The sequence below is a fragment of the Roseateles asaccharophilus genome, from assembly GCF_004362405.1.
Taxonomy (GTDB): Bacteria; Pseudomonadota; Gammaproteobacteria; order Burkholderiales; family Burkholderiaceae_C; genus Kinneretia; species Kinneretia asaccharophila.
In genome coordinates this window covers 820,906-839,988 of sequence record NZ_SNXE01000001.1, presented here as the reverse complement: position 1 = coordinate 839,988, position 19,083 = coordinate 820,906, and the positions used below count along the sequence as shown (strand labels likewise).

Annotated in this window: 11 protein-coding genes; 4 read left to right on the top strand and 7 right to left on the bottom strand. The window is 68.4% G+C overall.

The genetic code is table 11. The features are described 5' to 3' along the window. Nucleotides 1-14 precede the first annotated feature (14 nt). From gspG to ssb, 6 genes are all read right to left on the bottom strand, one after another. A complete protein-coding gene (gspG, locus tag DFR39_RS03730; protein WP_133602170.1) occupies nt 15-446 on the bottom strand; it encodes a type II secretion system major pseudopilin GspG in 432 nt (143 codons plus the stop codon). 220 nt (nt 447-666) lie between these two features. Next, nucleotides 667-1,773, bottom strand: coding sequence for an HD-GYP domain-containing protein (locus tag DFR39_RS03725; RefSeq protein ID WP_133602169.1), 1,107 nt, complete (start codon nt 1,771-1,773; stop codon nt 667-669). Then, nucleotides 1,770-5,618 carry a response regulator gene (locus DFR39_RS03720; protein WP_162849413.1) on the bottom strand — a complete coding sequence of 1,283 codons (3,849 nt, stop codon included), beginning with the start codon at nt 5,616-5,618 and terminating at the stop codon, nt 1,770-1,772. The genes DFR39_RS03725 and DFR39_RS03720 overlap by 4 nt, the downstream gene beginning before the upstream one ends. Nucleotides 5,619-5,662: 44 nt before the next feature. Next, nucleotides 5,663-6,547, bottom strand: a complete 885-nt coding sequence (locus DFR39_RS03715) for an ABC transporter substrate-binding protein (RefSeq protein ID WP_162849412.1) — start codon at nt 6,545-6,547, stop codon at nt 5,663-5,665. 161 nt (nt 6,548-6,708) lie between these two features. Next, nucleotides 6,709-7,425 carry a DUF6928 family protein gene (locus DFR39_RS03710; protein WP_211343782.1) on the bottom strand — a complete coding sequence of 239 codons (717 nt, stop codon included), beginning with the start codon at nt 7,423-7,425 and terminating at the stop codon, nt 6,709-6,711. Nucleotides 7,426-7,769: 344 nt separating this feature from the next. Continuing rightward, nucleotides 7,770-8,324, bottom strand: coding sequence for a single-stranded DNA-binding protein (gene ssb / locus DFR39_RS03705; RefSeq protein ID WP_133602166.1), 555 nt, complete (start codon nt 8,322-8,324; stop codon nt 7,770-7,772). Nucleotides 8,325-8,462: 138 nt separating this feature from the next. Here ssb and DFR39_RS03700 point away from each other — a divergent pair, with 138 nt between their 5' ends. The 4 genes from DFR39_RS03700 to recQ are packed head-to-tail and all read left to right on the top strand — an operon-like array spanning nt 8,463 to nt 13,058. Then, a complete protein-coding gene (locus DFR39_RS03700; protein ID WP_133602165.1) occupies nt 8,463-9,581 on the top strand; it encodes a sensor histidine kinase in 1,119 nt (372 codons plus the stop codon). Beyond that, on the top strand, nt 9,578-10,330 hold the full coding sequence (locus DFR39_RS03695) for a LytR/AlgR family response regulator transcription factor (RefSeq protein WP_133602164.1): 753 nt from the start codon (nt 9,578-9,580) through the stop codon (nt 10,328-10,330). Before DFR39_RS03700 ends, DFR39_RS03695 begins: the two co-directional genes overlap by 4 nt. Continuing rightward, complete coding sequence (locus DFR39_RS03690) at nt 10,327-11,145, top strand: head GIN domain-containing protein (RefSeq protein ID WP_133602163.1); 819 nt, start codon at nt 10,327-10,329, stop codon at nt 11,143-11,145. Before DFR39_RS03695 ends, DFR39_RS03690 begins: the two co-directional genes overlap by 4 nt. Nucleotides 11,146-11,183: 38 nt before the next feature. Beyond that, the gene (recQ, locus tag DFR39_RS03685) at nt 11,184-13,058 is read left to right on the top strand and encodes a DNA helicase RecQ (RefSeq protein ID WP_133602162.1); all 1,875 of its coding nucleotides are present in this window, start codon (nt 11,184-11,186) and stop codon (nt 13,056-13,058) included. Between the two features lie 106 nt (nt 13,059-13,164). Here the strand turns inward: recQ and DFR39_RS03680 are convergent, their stop codons facing one another. Continuing rightward, nucleotides 13,165-19,050, bottom strand: a complete 5,886-nt coding sequence (locus tag DFR39_RS03680; RefSeq protein ID WP_133602161.1) for a YDG domain-containing protein — start codon at nt 19,048-19,050, stop codon at nt 13,165-13,167. Nucleotides 19,051-19,083: the final 33 nt, after the last annotated feature.

Sequence of the window (19,083 nt, the reverse complement as noted above, 5' to 3'; positions counted from 1 at the left end):
AGCGGCCGGCCCGCTCACCAGCTGGTCAGATCGGCATCCTCGCCCTCGCCGCCGGGGCGGCCATCGCGGCCCAGGGAGATCAGGTCGTAGTCGCCATGCTCGCCGGGCGAGCGGTACTGGTAGTCCTTGCCCCAGGGGTCCTTGGGCACGGCCTTGGAGAGATAGGGCCCGGCCCAGCGCGGCTCGTCGGCCGGCTTGGCCACCAGCACGGCCAGGCCCTGCTCGGTGCCGGGGTAGCGACCCACATCGATACGGTACTGGTCCAGGGCCTTGCCCAGGGCGTCCATCTGGGCGCGCGCCGCCTTGACCTCGGACTTGCCAATCTGGCCAAAGAACTTGGGCCCCACATAGCCGGCCAGCAGGCCGATGATGACCATCACCACCAGCAGTTCCAGCAGGGTGAAGCCACGGACGCGACGGAGGGGCTTGGATACAGCGGCGGACATGGGCGACAGGGTGGACAACAAGAAGACGAAGCAGGTCCCGGAAAGGAAGCGACTATCCCCGGCTCATTCCCCAGCCGCAATCAGGACTTGCGCCCCCCCTGTTTCGGGTGGACAGCGAACTGTATGGCGCCTAGATGACAGGAGTGCGAGACATGGCGAGCGGCGATTTGCGCGAAGAACGCACAAATCAGGAACTTCGGCGAGCGGCGGGAGGGCTGGCTCAGCCCGCCCGATCCTGGAAGCGCGCCGCGATCGCGATGAACTGGGATTCCACGCGCAGAAAGGCATCGACCACATCGGGATCGAAATGCTGGCCCCGTCCCTTGAGGATGATGGCGCGGGCGTCCGCATGGCTCATGGCGGGCTTGTAGACCCTGGCGCTGATCAAGGCGTCGTACACACCCGCGAGCGCCATCAGCCGCGCCGACACCGGGATGGCCTCACCCGCCAGCCCCTGCGGGTAGCCGCTGCCGTCCCACTTTTCCTGGTGCGAAAGCGCGATCTCCTTGCCGAAGCGCAGAAAGGGCTGCTCCTCATCCAGGCTCTCCTCGGCGCGGCGTATGGCCTCGTAGCCCAGTGTGGTGTGCGTCTTCATCACCTCGAACTCCTCCGGCGTCAGCCGTCCCGGCTTGAGCAGGATGGCGTCGGGGATGCCGACCTTGCCGATGTCATGCAAGGGCGCGGACTTGAACAGCAGGCGGATGGCGTCCGGCGTCAAGACCTCGGCGAAGCGAGGGTGCGCCTGCAGCTGTTCGGCCAAGGCCTTCACATAGTGCTGGGTGCGGCGCAGGTGGTTGCCCGTCTCGTTGTCGCGCGTCTCCCCCAGAGACGCCATGGCGAGCACCACCACGTCTTGCAGGACCTCGTTCTCCCGGGCACGCCGCGCCACTTCAGCCGCCAGGTAGGCGCTGCGATCACGCAGAAAGTCCGCTGCCGCCTTGAGCTGCAGCTGGGTACGGACGCGGGCTTCCACAATGGGCGGGCTGATAGGCTTGGTGATGTAGTCCACCGCCCCCAGTGACAGTCCGAAGGTCTCGTCCTCGACTTCGGACCTGGCGGTGAGAAAGATCACCGGGATGCCCTGCGTGAGTGGGTCCGCCTTGAGGCGTCGGCACACCTCATAGCCGTCTGTGCCCGGCATCATGATGTCCAGCAGTATCAGATCGGGCTGCGGCGACTGGGCAGCCAACTCCAGCGCCTTGAGTCCGCCATTGGCCACCTTGACCCTGTAGCGGAACTTGAGCAGTCCCACCATCAAGGCCAGGTTGTCGGGCACATCGTCCACCACCAGCACGGTGGCGCGGTCGCTGGGCTCTGCTTCAGTCATGAAGGCTCCGCTTGGATGTAGGGGCTGATGAGCGCCAAGGCCTCGTCGTACTTGAACTGGTGGACCAGCGAGAGCAGCCTCCCGGCCTCGCTGCCGAGACGGGACTGGAGCGCCGCGCCGTGCTGGTCGACCCAGACCAGGGCCTCCGAGTCGCCTTCGCGCAGCAGCGCGTCCAGGGCCCTCAGATCGGATGCGGCGGCCACCGGCCTGGCACCGGCCTCAGCGCTGCCCGCATCAGCTTGGTCGCTGCGATGCATGCGCAGGGCCTTGGAAAGGGCATCGCCCAGGGTGCGCGCCGCATCCTCCATGACCGCGAGCGCTTCCACGGCCGACTGCGGTTCGGCCAGCAGGCGGCGCTCCACCAGTTCGCAACGGTTGTGGAGCAGGGTCGCTCCCAGATTGCCGGCCACGCCCTTGAGCGTATGCACATGCAGGCGCAGCGGCTCGATGTTCAGCGGTGGACGAGCGCCTGAACGCAGACTGGCACTGAGCGCCACCAGCTCCGGCAGGGTGACCGCCTGGCTGTCCACGAAACGGCGCAGCAGATCGAGGTACAGCTCGGTCTTGTGCCCGCAGCGGCGAAGACCATCGCGAAGATCCAGCCCATGGATGCCTTGCAGGGTGGCCAGGCGCGGGTCGTTGGCCACAGGGGCCGGCCCCGCAGGCGCCGCGCTGCCGCGATGGCCGGGCAAGCAGCGACGCACGACGGCGGCCAGGGCGTCGGCATCCACGGGCTTGGCCACAAAGTCGTTCATGCCCGCCGCCGCACAGCGCTCGCGGTCTGCGCTCATGACATTGGCGGTCATGGCAATCACGGGCAGCTGTTCCCAGCGGGCATCTCGGCGCAGGGCCCGCGTCGCGGCCAAGCCGTCCATGACAGGCATGTGCATGTCCATGAACACCAGATCGAAGGGCTCGGCCTGCTCCAGCCGTGCCAGCGCCTCCTGCCCGTTGGCGCAGATCTCAACCGTGAGGCCCAGATCCTGCAGCATCTCGCGCGCGATCTGCTGATTGATGGCGTTGTCCTCCACCACCAGCGCCCGCCCTTGCACCGGCGCTGGCTGGGCGCGAGCGGCGACATCCACGGCAGGCGCCAGCGCCGCTTGCGGCAGCAGACTCAGCAGCAGGTTGTCCAGCAGTACCGAGGCGTTCAAGGGCTTGACCATGACGGTGGAAAAGCCGCTCTCCAGCGCATCGCGGAGCACCTCTTCGCGGCCGCGGCCGGTCACCAGCATCAGCCGAGGCTTGTGCGCCATGGGCAACGCACGGATCGCACGCCCGGCATCGATGCCATTCATATGCGGCATGCTCCAGTCCAGCAACACGAGGTCATAGGGCTCACCCGCCTCGTGGGCAGCCCGCACGGCGGCCACGGCCTCATCGCCATCCTGGACGGCGCTGGTGCTCAGTCCCAGATGATGCAGCAGCCCTTCGAGCACCTGACGGGCCGCGGCGTTGTCATCCACGACCAGCGCACGCCGCCCCAGGAGTTGCGCCGGATCACCCTTGGAAGTCGGTTCCTGAGCCGGGCGCTGGCCGGCTTGCAAGCGAACCTTGAACCAGAAGGTGGAGCCTGCCCCCAGTTCGCTGCGAACACCGAGTTCACCGCCCATCAGATGCACCAGGCGCTGCGAAATGGCCAGCCCCAGACCGGTGCCCCCATGCTTGCGGGTCGTCGAACTGTCGGCCTGCTGGAAGCTCTGGAACAGCTGTGCCATCTGCTCCGCGCTCAGGCCGATGCCGGAGTCCTGCACCTCGAAGTGCAGCCCCAGGCCCGCCGCCTCGTCGCGCTCGCGGCTGACCCGGATCACCACCTGCCCGTGCTCGGTGAATTTGACGGCGTTTCCGCACAGATTGATGAGCACCTGCCCCAGACGCAACGGGTCGCCGATCAGGAAGTTGGGCACATCGGGCGCCACATCCAGGACCAGTTCAAGCCCCTTCTCGGCGGCCTTGCCGCCCACCAGGGTGAACACATTGTCCAGCACCGGCAGGAGCTGGAAGTCCACCAGCTCCAGGGCCAGCTTGCCGGCCTCCACCTTGGAGAAATCAAGAATGTCATTGATCACCCCGAGCAGATGCTCGGACGAGAGCTTGATCTTCTGGAGGTAGTCCCGCTGCGCATCGTTCAGCTCCGTGCGCAGGGCCAGATGGGTCATGCCGATGATGGCATTCATCGGGGTGCGAATCTCATGGCTCATATTGGCCAGGAACTGACTTTTCGCTTCGTTGGCCTTCACGGCCTGGGCCTGGGCCGCCGCGAGCGCCTCGGCGGCGGCATGTTCGGCGCTCAGGTCTTCAATGATGGAGAGCGCCAGCGACTCACCGCCGCGCTCCAGGCGCCGCGCGGAAAAGCGAACCCAGAACTGGCTGCCGTCCTGGCGTCGAGCCTGCATCTCGCCGCGATGAACCTTGCCAGCCGCCAAGTCCGCATACATCTCGCGGCCGACCTTGTCGTAGTCTTCCTGGCACACATACCAGTCGCGCGCACTGCGACCGACGGCCTGCCCGGGTTCGTAGCCCAGCAACTCCTCGGCCTTGGCGTTGGCGCGCAGCACCCGCCGGTCCTTGATCAGCAGGATGCCGACCGGCGCACTGTCCACGATGAGGGAGACCTCGTGGGTCAGATCGGCCAGGCGATCACGCTCTTGCGCCAAGGCTTCGGCCGTGGCCTGCAAAGCCGCCGTGCGCTCCACCACCGTGGCTTCCAGCGAGGCATTCAGCGTACGGATGGCCTCCTCGGCGCGCTGGCGCTCGGTGACATCGCGCAGGATCACCGTGTAGAACTCTTCAGCCCCCACACGGCCGTGGGAAATGGAGGCCTCAGCGGGAAACTCCTCGCCGTTCCAGCGGCGTCCGCGCACCACGGCGTTGGCGCTCATCTGTCGCCCCGTCGCGCCGCTGCGGCCAAAGCGATGCACCAGCTCCGGGTGGCTGGCGCGGTAGCGCTCGGGCAGCAGCACTTCCACCAGCTGACCCAACAGCACCGCTTCCTCGACGCCGAACATCGCCGTCGCGGCACGGTTGGCCATCACGATGCGCCGCTCGCCATCCACGGTGATGATGGCGTCCATGGCCGAGTCAACCAGCGCGGCAATGCGCGCATGCGCCGTCTCGATGTCCTGCCGCGCAGACTGGATGTGCTGCGCCATGGTGTTGAAGCGCTGGGCCAGCCCCTTCACCTCCGCGGGGCCGACCTCAGGCACCGGCTCGCTGAGATGGCCCGAGATCGCCAGTTCCTGGCTCGCATGGCCGATGATGGCCAGCGGTGTGGTGACCTGGCGCCGCAGAAAGATCGCAAAGCCCGCGCAGACGAGCATGGCCGCCAACAGCACCGGCATCACATCCTTGAGGGCATCGAAGCGCGCCCGCTGCAGCTCGTACGAGAGGTCAAACACCAGCCACACCACGCCGCGGTCGTGATTGCGGATCTGCCCCGATGCGGCCTGACCGTCCAGCACACCGAAGGACAGCGCGATACCGGCGGTGCTCTGGTCCGTCCACAGCAAGGGAAGGCGCGTCTGCAGCGCCTTGGCAAAGCGCTGTGCGTCAAAGTCGCCCAGGGCATCCTGGGCCGGCTTGCCTTCCAGACGCCGGGCGGGGTGGGCCAGCACCACCCCCTGCTGGTTGATGATGGCCAGCTCGCGCGCACGCGGCTCGGTCGCGGCCAGAGCCACCTCCGCAGACAGGCGCTCAGGAGCGCTGCCGAGCTCGTAACGGGCCGAGCGCGACAGCTTGTCCGCCGTCGCCAGCAAATCACCCTCAGCGTTTTTCCACACATCGCTGCGGTGCGAGTTCCACTGATGCACAAAGGAACTTCCAACGGCCAGCAGCAGTATCAGCAACAGAGCCAGAGGCAGGAAAACCCGCAGCTTTATGGGTCGACGGCTCATGCGCCGCCCCGCAGCCAGCGGACATCAATCAGCGCCGAAGCATCCACAGGGCTGGCGATCAGCCCGTTGCGGTGCAGCAAGGCGGCGAGCTCGGGCAGACCCTCCGCCACCCGCCCGCCGGGCGCGAGCAGCGCCTGGTTGGCCGCGCGATTGGGCAGCTCCAAACCCCTGAAGGCGGCCGGAACGTCCTGCGCATCGACTTGAAGATGTGCCGCCAGTTGCTCCACCACGCTGCGGGGATCGCTCTGAAAACGGGCCAGGGCGCCGAAATGGGCCTCCACCAGGCCGCGGATCGCATCGGGGCGCGTCGCAAGCATGTCGGTACGGACGGCCAGCACATCAACGATGCGACCGGGCGCTTCCTGGCTGTCGAACAGACGTACCGCCCCTGCGGCCTCCAGCTGGCTGACCCAGGGTTCTGCGGTCACGGCCAGATCCGCCGCACCGCTGCGCAATGCGGCGGCGGTTTCGGGAAGCGGTGTGGTCACCAGACGCACATCATCGGGACGGAGTCCCGCCGATTCGAGAAAGGCCGAGAGCATCAGCGCCCCCACCGCGCTGCCCTCCACCGCCACGCGCTTGCCACGCGCCATCTCCGGACGACTCAGCCCGGCGCGCGCCATCACGGCATCGGCACCCGCGGACACATCAAGCACCGCCACCACCTTGAGGGGCAGACCGTCGTGCAGGCCCGTGAGCACCTCATCCAGCGTCAAGGCCGCCGCCTCCAGCCGCCCCAAGGCCAGGGCGCGCAGCACATCCGTGTTGGAGCGCAGCTCCTGCAAGCGAATGCCGCCGGGCTGCAGCAGGCCCAGATCCTCGGCCAGAAACAGAAAGCTGTATCCGGCAAAGGGGATGGCCCCCACCCTGAAAGGCGCCATGGGCGCCCGGCAAGCCCCAAGTCCCGCGCCAAGCGCCAAGCATCCGCCCAGCAAAAGCCGGCGCCGAACCGACACAGAACGTGCTTTGAACGGTATGGCCATGGGTGGCTTGAGCATACAGCGATCACGCCGCCTCGCGCCAAGCCCCTCTGCTCAAGACTTCACCAAAACTTCCACCAGGGCTTGGGCGTGCTCGGCTTGGTCGGCTCAGACGCCGAGGCTGGTAGGGCTATGGCGGGCGGACGGGCGGGCTCAAACCTGAGCAAGCGAATGCGCTCGGGCTGTTGCACCGGCAGCGCGGGGTCTACTGCGCCTTCCAGCTGAAAGCCCAGCAGTTCGCGCAGCACGACCTCACCGAGCTCCAGCGGGTGAAAGGGCAGCGGATAGGGCTCGCCTCCTTCCTCGGCCTCTTCCTCGGGGTCACCTGCGGGATGAGCGCCCTGCCAGTAGGGCAGCTCGAACGCGAAACGCTCGCCCAAGTCCTCCATCACCCCGCCATCCGGCGCAACACTGAGGGATCGCCTCAAGACGCCGTCCTCCCAGACGGCAAAGGCCAGCCAGTCCACCACACTGTTCATCGAGTGCAGAATGGTTCGGCCCTGGGCAGCGATGAAGCGCGGTGGCAAGCGCGAGGGCTCGTCGATCGCCACCTCGGCCGCCACCAGAATGCGCAAGCCCTCGGAACAGCCCGCCAGCACCAGACCGTCGCGCACATAGGTCCAGGACAGATCGGCCTCGCCGGGGCGCAGAAAGGGCGTGTCGGGAAACAGCGAAGCGACAAAGCCTGCCGTGGCGGCTTCATCGGGGGCGGGCAGGGTCGCCAGCGCCTGGCGGGCATCACCTTGAGACTGGATCAGCAGGCAGGTCTTGGAACCCATGGGATTTCCTCACGATGCGTTTCACACTTCGGGTGGCCCTGCCCACTGCCGACCAGGTCGCGGGGGGGCTCCCAGAACTCGTGGTGGATTGGAGGCAAGGCGGCCGGTCTCGTCAATCGCTCCTGGGAGGGGTGCGAGCCCGGCAAGGGCCTTTATCCGCGAGCGCGTGTCAAAACAAGAGCAAGTCCTGACCCTTGGCCCCGCCGTCCGAGATGCGGCGCACCATAAGCAAAAAGCCCCAGACGCCGGGCGCCTGAGGCTTGCTATCTGTCCATCACCGCTGCCGTCGTGACTCCCGTCTCGCGGCTGGGGCGAGTCTGGGGGCCATGGGCGCGATCAAGCGGTCAGAAGGGGATATCGTCGTCCATATCGTCAAAGCCCGTGGCCGGGCGGGGTGCCGGTGCGGGACGCGGGGCCGGGGCGCGCGGTGCGGCTGCGCGCGGGGCCGGGGCGTCGAAGTCGCCACCGCCCATATCGCCACCGCGGTCGCCGCCACGGCTGGCACCGCCGCCGCGGCTGTAGCCACCGCCGCCGCCAGCGCCACCACCCATCTCGTCACCGCCGTCGCGGCTGCCCAGCAGCTGCATCTGGTCGGCAATGATTTCGGTGGTGTATTGGTCGCGGCCTTCCTTGTCCTGCCACTTGCGGGTGCGCAGGCGGCCTTCCACGTAGAGGGGGCGGCCCTTCTTGCAGTACTGGCCCACGATCTCGGCCAGCTTGTCGTTGAACACCACGCGGTGCCACTCGGTCTCTTCCTGGCGCTCGCCGCTCTCGCGGTTCTTCCAGTTGCGGGTGGTGGCCAGGCTGATGGTGCAGAAGGCCACGCCGCTGGGGTTGTAGCGCAGCTCGGGGTCGCGACCCAGATTGCCGATGAGAATGACTTTGTTGACCGAGGCCATAGATGCGCTCCGCTGGCGTTTCCTGATTTCTAAGCCTGGGATTATGCCGCCCCGTCCAGCCGCACCCCATGCCCAGGATCCCGCACTTGGTCACCCTGGACCGCTAGACCCGGGAGGCGCCCCTAAGATGCCGCCACCATGCGCCAGCCTCCTGACCCTAGCGACACCAGCAACCGCCGACTCTGGCTGGCCTACGCCGGCTTGTGCCTGCTGAGCTGGATGCTTTACGCCATGGCCGGGGCCGAGCTGCAGCGCGGGCTCTGGCAGCTCTGGGCCGCCGCCTACCAGGCCACGCTGAGCCTGGGTCCGGCCATGCTGCTGGGGCCCCTGGTCTGGCCCTGGGTGGCGTGGCTGGAGCGCCGCGGCGAGCACAGCGCCACCACCGCCCAGCCCCTGTGGCTGCTGCTGCACGGCCTGGGTGCGCTGAGCTTTGCCGCGGCCTGGCAGCTGCTGGAGTTCGCTCTGGCCCGGAGCCTGTTCGGGGCCATGCATGCCGGCGCGATGTTCGAGCAGACGGTGCTGTGGCGGGCCATCTGGGGGGTGTTCGTCTACATCGCCCTGGCCTGCGGTTTCACGGCGGTGCTGCATGCGCGGCGCGCGCGGCGCAGCGCGCTGGCGGCGGCGCAGGCCGAGTCGGCCCTGGCGCGGGCGGAGCTGGCGGCCATCAGCGGCAAGCTCAATCCGCATTTTCTGTTCAACACCCTGAACTCCCTGATCGCCCTGACCCGCAAGGACGCCAAGGCGGCCGAGGCGGCCCTGCTGCGCTTCTCGGGCATGTTGCGCTATGTGCTGGACAGCAAGCGCGGTGCCGACACCCGGGTCAGCCTGGCCGAGGAGCTGGAGTTCGTGCGCGACTACCTGGCCCTGGAGTCGCTGCGCCTGGGCGAGCGGCTCACGGTGCGCTGGGAGGTGGAGCCCGAAACCCTGCAAGACGAGATCCCGCCGCTGAGCCTGCAGCCCCTGGTGGAGAACTGCGTCCAGCATGGCGTGGCACCGCGCGCCCAGGGCGGCAGTGTGCGCATTGCCGCACGTCGCGACGCGCTCAACGAGGGCCTGGCCCTGACCGTGCAGGACGATGGCCCGGGCTGCGACCCCGCCTTGCTGGACGCAACACCCGCGCCCGGGGCTCGGCGCGGCATCGGCCTGAGCGCCCTGCGGCGCCGCTTCGCCCTGGACTACGAGGGCCGCGCCCGCCTGAAGATCCACTCCGCCCCCGGCGCGGGCTTTCGTGTCGACCTCTGGATACCCCAAGCATGAACAAGATCCGCACCCTGATCGCCGAGGACGAACCCCTGGCCAGCGAGGCGCTGGCCGACTGGGTGCGCGAGCTGCCCCAGCTGGAGCTCGTCGCCTGCTGCGCCGACGGGGCGAGCGCGCTGGCGCAGATCCGCGCGCTGCAGCCCGAGCTGGTGCTGATGGATATACAGATGCCGGGCATGACCGGCTTGCAGGTGCTGCGCGCCCTGGGCGAGGCCGGGCTGGAGAAGCGCCCTGCCGTGATCTTCACCACCGCCTACGACGAGCATGCGCTGACCGCCTTCGAGCTGCATGCGGTGGACTATCTGCTCAAGCCCTTCGCGCAGGAGCGCTTTGTCGAGGCGGTGGAGCATGCGCTGGGCCAGCTCGGTGCGCCCCTGCCCACCCAGGCGCTGGAACACAGCCTGCAGCAGCCCGAGGCGCCGCTCACCCGCATTCTGGTGCGCGACCAGGGCAAGATCTTTCCGCTGGCCGTGGAGGCCATCGAGTACCTGCGCTCCGACACCAAGTACACCGCGATCGCCAGCCGTGGCCGCCAGTTCCTGGTGCGCCTGCCCATCACCAGCTTCGAGCAGCGCCTGGACCCGGCGCGCTTCCTCAAGCTGCAACGCAGCTGCATCGTGAACCTGGACTTCGTGGAGTCCATGACGCCGGACGAGAGTTCGCAGCTGGTGGTGCAGATGCAGGACGGCATGCGCTTCACGGCCAGCCGCGAGGTCTCCAAGAAGTTGAGGGAGCAATCGATATGAGCAGCCATCCCCTTGCCCCGCCGCTGCGGCCCCTGTGCCGCGCCCTGGCGCTGCTGGCGCTGGCCCTGCCGGCCCTGGCCCAGCAGCCCTCGCAAGCGCCGCAGTCCCCACAGCCTCCCCAAGCCGTCCAAGCCCCGCAAGCTGCCCAGGGCCCACAGGCGCCCCAGAGCCCTGGCAAGGCCTACGCCCCAGGCCCCTTCCAGCGCCTGGTGATCAGCGGCGCCGCCGAGGTGCGTCTGCAACAAGGCGAGCGGGACACGGTCTTCATACGGGGCGACGAGGCACTACAGAACAGCGTGGAGCTGCGGCTGACCGGCAATGAGCTGCTGGTCCAGCCCTCGGGCGGCTGGAAGTTCTGGCGCAGCAGCCGCCTGCAGATGGAGGTGACGATGCGGCAGCTGGATAGGCTGGCGATCACGGGCAATGGCGAGGTGCATGCGCCGGCCACCTTCCGGGCCGATCGTCTGGATGTGAGCATCTCGGGCTCGGGCCTGGTGCGCTTTGACGATCTGCAGGCGCAGCGCCTGAGCTTCGCCATTGCCGGCTCCGGCGAGGGCCAGATGCGAGGCCAGACCAACGCGCTCTCGCTGGCCATCTCCGGCAAGGGCAAGCTAGAGGCCGCGCAGCTGCGCAGCGAACGCGCGGCGGTGGCCATCAGCGGGGTGGGCGATGTGCAGCTCTGGGCCACCCGGGTGCTGAGCGTAAACATCATCGGCGCCGGCACGGTGGAGTACTGGGGCAGCCCCCAGATCAGTCGCGCCATCTCGGGGGTGGGCAAGCTCAATGCGTTGGGAGAGTCGCCGCCCGGGCCGTGAGCGGTCGAGGGTCGGCTAGGGCGACAATAGCGGGCTCCATGACCGATCCCCACGCCCCGCAGCAGATCCTGCAAGAAGTCTTCGGCTACAGCGCCTTTCGCGGCGCCCAGGCCGATATCGTCCAGCATGTGACGGCGGGGGGCGACGCCCTGGTGCTGATGCCCACCGGCGGGGGCAAGAGCCTGTGCTACCAGGTGCCGGCCATCGCCCGGCACCGCAGCGGCCAGGGCCTGACCCTGGTGGTGAGCCCGCTGATCGCCCTGATGCACGACCAGGTGGGCGCACTGGAAGAAGCCGGCGTGCATGCCGCCTTCCTGAACTCCACGCTCAGCAGCGAGGACGCCAGCCGCATCGAGCGCGAGATGCTCAGCGGCCGCCTGGTGCTGCTCTATGCCGCGCCCGAGCGCATCACCAACCCGCGCTTTCTGGCCCAGCTGGACTCGCTGCATGAGCGTGGTCTGCTCTCGCTGTTCGCCATTGACGAGGCGCATTGCGTCAGCCAGTGGGGCCATGACTTCCGCAGCGAGTATCTGGCGCTGTCGCTGCTGCATGAGCGCTACCCCGATGTGCCGCGCGTGGCCCTCACCGCCACCGCCGACGACATCACCCGGGCCGACATCATTGCCCGCCTGCAGCTGGAGCAGGCGCGCGTTTTCATCAGCAGCTTCGACCGGCCCAATATCCGCTACGCCATCGTCGAGAAGGACGCCAGCCCGCGCGAGCAGCTGCTGCGCTTCATCCGCGAGGAGCATGAGGACGAGGCCGGCGTCGTCTACTGCCAGAGCCGCCGCAAGGTGGAGGAGACCGCCGCCTGGCTGGAGGCTGCGGGCCTGAAGGCCCTGCCCTATCACGCCGGCCTGGACGCGGCGGTGCGCCAGCGCCATCAGGACCGCTTTCTGCGCGAGGACGGCATCGTGATGGTGGCCACCGTGGCCTTCGGCATGGGCATCGACAAGCCCGATGTGCGCTTCGTCGCTCATCTGGACCTGCCCAAGAACATCGAGAGCTACTACCAGGAGACCGGCCGCGCCGGCCGCGACGGCGCCGCCGCCGACGCCTGGATGACCTATGGCCTGGCCGATGTGGTGAACCAGCGCCGCATGATCGACGAAAGCCCCTCGGACGAGGACTTCAAGCAGGTGCAGCGCGGCAAGCTCGATGCCCTGCTGGCCCTGGCCGAGGCCACCGACTGCCGGCGTGTGCGCCTGCTGGGCTACTTCGGCGAGCACAGTCAGCCCTGCGGCAACTGCGACAACTGCATCAGCCCGCCCGCCACCTGGGACGCCACCGAGGCCGCGCGCAAGATGCTGTCCTGCATCTACCGCTTCCACCAGAACGGCGGCCAGCGCTTCGGTGCCGGCCATCTGATCGATGTGCTGCGCGGCAAGAGCACCGACAAGGTGACGCAGTACGGCCACCACAGCCTGTCCACCTGGGGCATAGGCGCGGACCTGAGCGAGCAGCAGTGGCGCGGCGTGCTGCGTCAGCTGATTGCCCTGGGCCATGTCTTCACCGAGGGCGAGTACCACACGCTGGCGCTCTCGGAATCGGCTCGCGCCGTGCTCAAGGGCGGGGTGCAACTGCTCTTGCGCGTGCCCAGCGCCGCGCCGCGCCGCGGCAGAGGTGGCAGCAGCTCGCGCAGCGGCAGCGCCGGCAAGAGCCGCGCAAGGGCCGAGGCCCTGGACCTGGACGCCAGCGCCCAGCAGCGCTTCGAGGCGCTCAAGGCCTGGCGCGCCGAGGTGGCCAAGGAGCATGGTCTGCCGGCCTATGTGATCTTCCAGAACGTCACCCTGGCCGAGATGGCACGGGTGCATCCGCACAGCCTGGACGCGCTGGGCGGCATCTCCGGCGTGGGCGCCAAGAAGCTCGAGGCCTATGGCCGCGAGATCCTGCGGGTGCTGGAAACCCTCTAGGACGGCGGCAAAAGAAATGGGCGGTGAACGCGCCGGCATCGACGCGCCCACCGCCCACCAGAGGGCGCCGACATCAGCGCCCTCGGCTCCTCCCTGAGCGCGGGAATCAGCCCTCGAAGCTCAGCAGCACGGCACGCACCTGGTTGGGCGAGACACCGGCTTGCTGCTTGAGGGTGCTGAGACTGAAGGTGCTGAGCGCCTCGTGACCCAGGCTCTCGGCCAGACGCGGGGCCAGGGTGCGCAGGGTGCCGTCCTCCAGCCACTCCAGACGCAGCCAGACGCTTTCGCCATTGGCAAGCTCCAGCAAGGTCTCGGCGCGACGGCTGACCGCGGCACGCGCCGCCTCGCGCTGGGGCGCGGCGGAGGCCACCGGATTCACCGCCAGGCTGTCGCCCAGATCATCCACACGCAGCTGGGCCAGACCCTGGGGCTGGGTATTCCCGCTCTGCTCGCGGTAGACCGGCAGCAGGCTCTGGCGCGGCTCGCTCAGGGCCTCACCGCTGGTGGCCAGGCTGAGCTGGCCCTGGTGGCTGATCACCTGCTCCATGGAGAAGGCGCTGGCCGCAGCCAGGCTGTTGCCCGGGCCACCTTGAGCGGCGCCGGCGGCAGCTCCCCCACCGGTCGAGCCGGCCGCCAGGGCGGCATCGCCCGCCAGGGCCGAGGCATCCACCAGCCCGCCGATGAAGCCGGCGCCTCCCGCAGCCTGAGCCGCTGCCGCGGCGATGCCGGTGGCCGCCGAGCCGGAGGCCGGCGCAGCGCCCGGCACGGCGCCGGACTGGGTGCCATTGCCACCCAGAGGCTTGACCAGCAGGGCCGTCGTGGCCTGTGCGCTGCTGGCCGGCAGGATGCTGGCCAGGGCCTGCAGCAGAGGCTGGCTCAGGCGGTAGTTGGCGGCGTCCGCGCCGCTCAGGCTGAGCTTGATCTGCACGGGCTTGCCCAGGGCAACGGCAGGCGTGTCAAACAGCCCTTCGCCCTGCAGACCCAGCTGGTCTCCCGCCACCAGGCCCTGCAGGGCGGGCAGCAGCAGCTCGGCATCGTGCTTGCCGTCGTAGATCTTGTCCTTCACCCCCACGGCCGGCAGCTCCAGGGTCTTGGCACGGATCTCGCCCTTGGCCTTGGGGGCGGCGTCGGCCAGCTGGTAGTTGCCGGCATCGGCGCCGCTGAGCGCCAGCTTCACCGCCACGTCCTTGCCCTGACCCGCGTTCTTGGTGTCGAACTGGCCCTGGGTCAGCAGGCCCAGCTGATCACCCGCCACCGTGCCGGAGAGCTTGCCGCTCACCGTTGCGTCGCGCAGACCGTCGTAGACCTTGCTGGCCACGGCCAGCTGCTCCACCGTCACGGTCTTGGGCGTGATGGCGGCCTCGCTGGCCACCACACCGCCGACAAAGCGGTAGTTGCCGGCATCGGCACCGCTGAGCTGGCCGTCAAGCACCAGCTGCTTCTTGCTGCCCACATGCTTGTCGGCAAAGCGAACGCTGGGTTCCTTCATGCTGATCGCGTCGCCCGCCACCAGACCCAGCACCTCCAGCTTGGCACCCACGGCCGCGGTGCTGCCGTCATAGACCTTGCTGGCCACGTCGGCACGCAGCGTCACCTCGCGCGGCGTGATGCTGGCGCTGGTCTGCTGGGCCAGCGTGTAGTTGCCGGCGTCGGTACCGCTGAGGGTGAAGCCATCCAGCGTGACGTTCTTGCCCTGACCCACGTTCTTGTCGGCAAAACGGGCCGTGCCCGAGGCGAGGTCCAGGCTCACGCCATCGCCGGCCACCATGCCGATGAACCGGGCAGCGCCGATCTGGGCAAGGGTGCCGCCGTCATAGACCTTGTCGCTCACGCTGCCGGCCGCGAGCGAGAGCTGCTTAGCCGTGATGCGGCCAATGGCGCCACTGGCCGTCGTGCTGGCCAGGCGGTAGCCATAGACCTGCACCGCGCCCTTGCTGGCGCCGCTAATGGCCAGGCCATCCACCGACACCTGCTTGGCATTGCCCACGTTCTTGTCGGCATAGCGGGCCGGACCGCCCACGGTGTAGTTCACCGTGTCGCCGTCGATGGCGCCGCTGCTGGCGAAGTTGCCCGCACCCAAGCTCGCATCGCGCAGGCCGTCGTAGACCTTGCTGATGCTGCCGATCAGCGTCACCGTGATGGTGGGCGCCACGGTGTAGAGGAAGCCATGGCCCGTGCCCAGCACGCTGCTGGACGGCGTGGCGTCGTACTGCTTGAAGGCGCTGCTCAGGCCGCCACGGGTGTCCGCCGTGGGCGTGGTGGAGTACACCAGCCAGCGGCCCGCGCCGCCGGCCGTCAGGGCCGAGGCCCCGGCGTTGTTGACGAAATTGCGACCGGCCTGCAGCAGCAGGGGCGTGCCGGCCGCGCTGCTGTTGCCGGCGCTCACCGCCTGGTTCAGGATGAGGTCCGAGTTCGCGCCCAGGGCCCGCAGGTCCACGCTGTCACTGGCGCTGACACCGTTGAGTCCATCGGCCGTGCCCACCGTCAGGCTGGTCTCGTTGCTCAGCTTGAGCTGCGCCACACTGGCGGCGATCTCGCCGACCTGGTGGTTGCTGGCGCTCAGCACGGCATTGCCCGTGCTGCGCAGTGCCAGCTTGGCGGCCGTGATGCGGCCGCTGCCGCTGATGCCGACGCCCGCCTTGTCGTTCAGCGACAAGGTGCCCGTGGCTTGCACGGCGTTATTCAGCATCAGGCCGCCCTGCTCGCTGCTGATGTGCAGACTACCGGTGACAACGCGCTGTGTGCCGGCTTGCGTCAGATTGCGGGCTCGCACATCCAGCTTGTCAGCCACCGTGACCTGCAGCGCATTCAGCGTCACGTCGTGGTCCTGCGCATCGATGCGCATCACCTTGACGTTGTTAAAGGCCTGCAGGCTTGCCTCGCTGAGCTTGCTGGCCACACCGCCCACCGTGAATGCGGTGCCGGCGCCCGGCCGCGCGAACTCCACGGTGGCCAGCGATTGACCGCTGACCGTGGCCTTGTCGCCCGGCACGGAAGCGTTCGCCGCGACAAACTCGTCGGCTTCCAGGCGCAGCGTGGACGCGGTGCTGTTGAAGTTGATCGGCGCCTTCAGGCCCAGCACGCCATTGCCGCTGGATTTCAGCGTGACGCTGCTGGCCCGGTCGATGCTCAAGCCCGCCAGGCCGTCCACCGTGCCCAGACCCCAATTGGCCTGCGAGCTGGTGACGCTGCTGTCCCCACCGGTCTTGAGCGCCAGGGTGCTGAAGTTGAAGGTGCTGTCGCTGATCTCGGCGCCTGCACCGGCCGTGACGGCCAGATTGGCCGCCGCCACACCGCCGTTCACGCCCAGCACGCGCTGGCCGCTCTTCAGATGCACCGAGCTGGCCGTGGTCGTGATGTCGCTGTCGAACACCAGATTGCCACCGTCGCTGCGGCCCACCTCCAGCGTGCCCGCATTGACCTGGCCGATCGTGGCATTGTTCAGGCCCGTGCCCAGATGCAGCTCGTTGGCGGCCGTCATCTGGCGCAGCGTGACCTTGCCGGCGCCGCTGTTGGCGGTGACGGCCTTGCTGATGTTGATGGTGTCGCCAGTCAGGGTCAGACCGCCTGCGGTGTTGGTCAGGGTGCCCGCGGTGATGTCCACGGTCTTGTTGACCATCTCGAAGAAGCCGCTGGCATTGAAGCTGAAGTCGCTGCCCACGCTCACCGTGCCCGTGCCGTCCTCGCGGCCGATGGTCAAGTTCTTGATGCCGGGCAGCTTGGCCAGGGTGGCGGCCGAGGCAAAGCCGCTGGCATCGCCCAGCACCATATTGGTGGCCGCATCAAAAGGCTCCAGGCGCAGAGAGGCTGTGCTGAGGTTGTTCAGCGTGGCGCTGCCCCAGTCGATGGCGCCGGCGCGCAGGGTGAGCACGCCGCTGCCGGTGTCCAGTTTCACACCCACATTGCCGAAGCGGATGGTGCCGTCCGTGTAAATCTTGGAGCCGCCCTTGAAGGTGAAGGCTGTGTTCACGTCCACGTCGCCGCTGGCCTTGAGGAAGCCGCCCAGGACTTTCTCACCCGAGCTGTGGCTGCCATCAGCCTTGAAGAAGATGCGGCCAGTGCCCAGATCCATATCGGAGTTCAGCACCACCGCACCCGTACCCGCGGACAAGTGCAGATGGCCGCCGCCCGTGCTCAGAGGCTTGCTGAGCGTCAAGCCGCCGCCACTCATATTGTCGGAGTCGGCCCACATGCGGACATAGCCGCCATGGGTGGTGATGGAACCACCCACCGTGATGCCATCGGCCCCGAACAGCGTGATGGACGCGTCCGCAGGCGTGCCACTGCCGACGCTGCTGACGTTGTGGGTCGGCAGGGTGGCGACATTGGCACCCGTGCCATGGGCAATCAGATTGGGCGCATTGATGATTTCGCCGGTATCGGTACCGCCGGCCACCATCATGATGCTGCCGCGCCCAAAGACCTCGATGGTGTTGTCCTTGTTGGCAAAGCTGATGTTGCCGCCAACACCGCCCGTCTCCACACGCAAGCTGACATCGGGCTGCATGCTGATCTTGCCGTCACCGCCGTTCTGGCTGAGATCGGTGAAGCTGATGTTGCCGCTGGCCTGCAGCAAGACGTTGGCAGCCTGCGCCTCCAGATCCTTCTCGAAGACCTCGCTGCCGCTGATGTCGCCACTGCCGGCGCCGCCCTTGACCGTGATGGTGGCCGGATCCAGCAGCAGATCGCCGGTGCGTCCCTTGGCCGCGCGGGCATCGGTGTGGCCGCGGTAGGCCAGCTCCTGCTTGCCCGAGACCTCGGCGCGGCCGCCGTCGCCGCCCTGGGCGCCGCCGCGCACGCCAATCGTGCCGGCGAACTCGGTGCGGCCGTCGGACCAGAACACCACCTCGCCGCCGTGGCCCTGCTCGCGCGCGTCGGCGCGGGCCGTGCTCGCGGCATCGACCTTCAGGGTCTGGGCATTGCGCAGGCTGGCGTCCTGGCCCTGCCAGCCACCGCCCACATGGATCAGGCCGCCGCCGGTGGCGCCGCTGGCCTCCAGGTTTGCACCGTTCAGGCTGATGTCACGACCCTGCACCTCGATGCGCCCACCCTGCCCCTGGGTCGAGCCGGCGTCCAGCGTGCCACGCAGCTGCACGCTGCCCTGCTCGCCGCCGTCCAGCATGATGCGACCACCCTGCAGGCTCAGGCCGCGGGCTTCGATCACACCGTCCATGTTCAGCACGCTGGCGCGCAGTGCGCTGGCGCCCTGAGCGCTGAGCAGCACGCGCTCACCCTCGATGCGACCGCTGTGGCGCAGCTCGGCGTCCAGCGCGGCACGCTCCACCTGCACCTGCAGCAGACCATCACCGCCAAAGTCCAGGGCCACCTTGTCGGCCGCCACCAGGGCCGTCTGGCGGGCCTGCACCGTGCCGCTGTTGTCCAGGCTGGGCGCCAGCAGGGCCACCACCTCGCCTTGCAGCCGACCTTCGTTGCGAATGGCGCCGGCATGGCCCTGGCGCTCGAAGCGCGCGCGCCCAGCCAGGAAGTCCTCGTCCTTCACGCCCAGGCTGGCAGCCACCAGGGCCCCCACCTGCACCTGGGCGCCCTTGCCGAAGGCCACGCCCTGGGGGTTGATCAGCCAGACCTGACCATTGGCCGTGAGCTGACCGTCGATCTGGCTGGCGCCGCCGCCGAGCACGCGGTTGAGGACCACGGCGCTGGCATGCGGCTGTTCGAAGCGCACGCTGGCGCCGCTGCCGATATTGAAGCTGTTCCAGTTCAGGATCAGCTTGTCGCTGCCCTGCTGCACCGTCATCTGGCCACCCTGGCTGTTGATCTGGGCCTGACCGGCGCCTATCTGCGCCCCGCCCGGCAGCACCTGGGCGCTGCTCAGGCCCGTCAGGCCCAGCAGCACGCCGGCCAGCAGGCCGCGGCTGAGGCCGCCGCTGCGCTTGCCGCGTGCCTTGGCGTTCTCGGGTACCGGCACATAGCTGGCGCTCTCATCACTCCAGACCAGGCGGAAAGCGTGGTTCATCGAAGCCTTGCTTGTCATCTTGCGTTCTCTCGTAGTCGTGCGTGCTTGGGT